General features: G+C 60.6%; 1 protein-coding gene. It reads left to right on the top strand.

Annotated elements, in window-relative coordinates:
• The first annotated feature begins 44 nt into the window (after window positions 1-44).
• Window positions 45-1,571: a hypothetical protein gene (locus ACIBEA_RS44520; RefSeq protein ID WP_399270285.1), complete on the top strand. Its 1,527-nt coding sequence runs from the start codon at window positions 45-47 to the stop codon at window positions 1,569-1,571.
• The last annotated feature ends 132 nt before the right edge of the window (window positions 1,572-1,703 follow it).

Genomic DNA, 1,703 nt, shown 5'->3' with positions numbered 1-1,703 from the left:
CAGTTGAGCCGCGGGATGCGTACAAGAAGGCAGGGAGAGCCGTCATGAGCACAGTGCACAGCACCGGCGAGTACGAACGCTACCGGCTGGTGGCAACAGGTTCGCAGCACCGCGTCACACTGGAGCGCGCCGCGATCATCAAAGAGATTAAAGGCGTGTGGATGGGAATCAACAGCAGCCTTCAACTCGAAGGGGTGCCGTGGGCACAGGCATGGTCAACTGCTGACACCAGCGGGCGGCAGACGATGCCGTTCACCCGGGCGGCTATCCAGGCCGCCCGGCAGAAACTAGCCAACGAGGACATGACCGGGCGTATTGTGCCGTGTCCCCCGGGGGAACAGCGAGCCCTGGCCATGCTGCTGAACAAAATGGTGTTGGACTGTACGAGCGCGAAATCCCACTGCCAGTCCATACCGAAGCTTGAGGCACTCACTTCCCTCGCCCAAGGCCAGAAACTCACGGAGACCGGGCTACCCGAGAACTCCGATCTTCTGGTGAAACTGGGAGGGTTCAATAACTATCCGGGCGATGTGGAGGGCCTGTGCTTCCACAGTGTCATGAGTCACAACCGTGCGCCGGACGATGTGAAGTTCTACGCTTTCGGCTGGGCCGTTAAAGCGATCGGGCCGGACTGTGAATGGTACAGAGAATATGACATGAATTCCCTGTGTGGCAGCGAATACGGGCATCGCGCGGGAATCATCGGCGTATGGCACATGTTCCGCTGCGTCCTCGGGATCTGCAAATGCTCCGAACACTACGACGAGACCTATAGTGGCGACAGCACGCTCGATACCATTATGGCCGCCTGCCTGTGGACCCAGGCGACCCGTGTCGCCATTCTGGACATCGACCTCACCGTCGAACAAGAAGTCATGTACAACGTGTACGTGACATACGGGAATGCCATGTACAGCGCACTCCGCGACCTGATGCACGAAACCCAGCACTCCATGCTGTGGCTTATGCAAGGGGAAACGTGGCAGGAACGGCTGCTGACACTGATCGAAGACGTCATCTCACTCACTGCCCTAGTCTGCGATCTGAACAAAATCTCCATTTCCGCAGGGTCCACGAGCATGGGCTGCTTCGCCGCCGGCATGCTCATGCGTCGCTATGCAATGCTCGAGGCCACGTCGAAGGCCTTTCGAGTCCATTCCGGCTGCACCGGCCTGTGTCGGCAGGTGACAGCCTCTACGGTGGCCAACATCGCGCTCGAATTAGCCCAATCCTCCACCAGGACACCGCCCTCAGTACCTACCGGCGAATGCGCCTGCGACCTGCTGATCGATACGGCCGTGTCCACGCTCGGGCAGCTCGCTGAAGAGTGCCCTGTCCCCGAGGCGGCGCACGCCATCAAGGCGATGCACGATCTGGCCAAAGGCGTAACCAATGATGCCGCGCACGCCTACGGGGAAATCAACCGCATGTTCGTATTTATGATGTCTGCAGCCGCGCGAAGCACCTGCGTCCTCTACGCGCACGGCGCCGCATTCCTGGCAATGATCACCGCTTATGTGAACATCATGCGGCACGCCATGGCGGAAACGCAGGTGCCGGTCAGTGATTGAGGGAGAGTGATGCCGACGCGATTGATCCCCACGTCAGGCGACCTTGCCGGTCATGTCGGCGGGGCCTGGGCAACCAGGGTGGCTGTGCTCGCAGCGGGTGGCCTTCCTGGCTCACCGACGGCCCCGGGTGCC

The organism is Streptomyces sp. NPDC051555 (assembly GCF_044454405.1).
Taxonomy (GTDB): domain Bacteria; phylum Actinomycetota; class Actinomycetes; order Streptomycetales; family Streptomycetaceae; genus Streptomyces.
The sequence above is the reverse complement of the archived record's forward strand: the minus strand, read 5'-3'. Positions and strand labels throughout refer to the sequence as shown.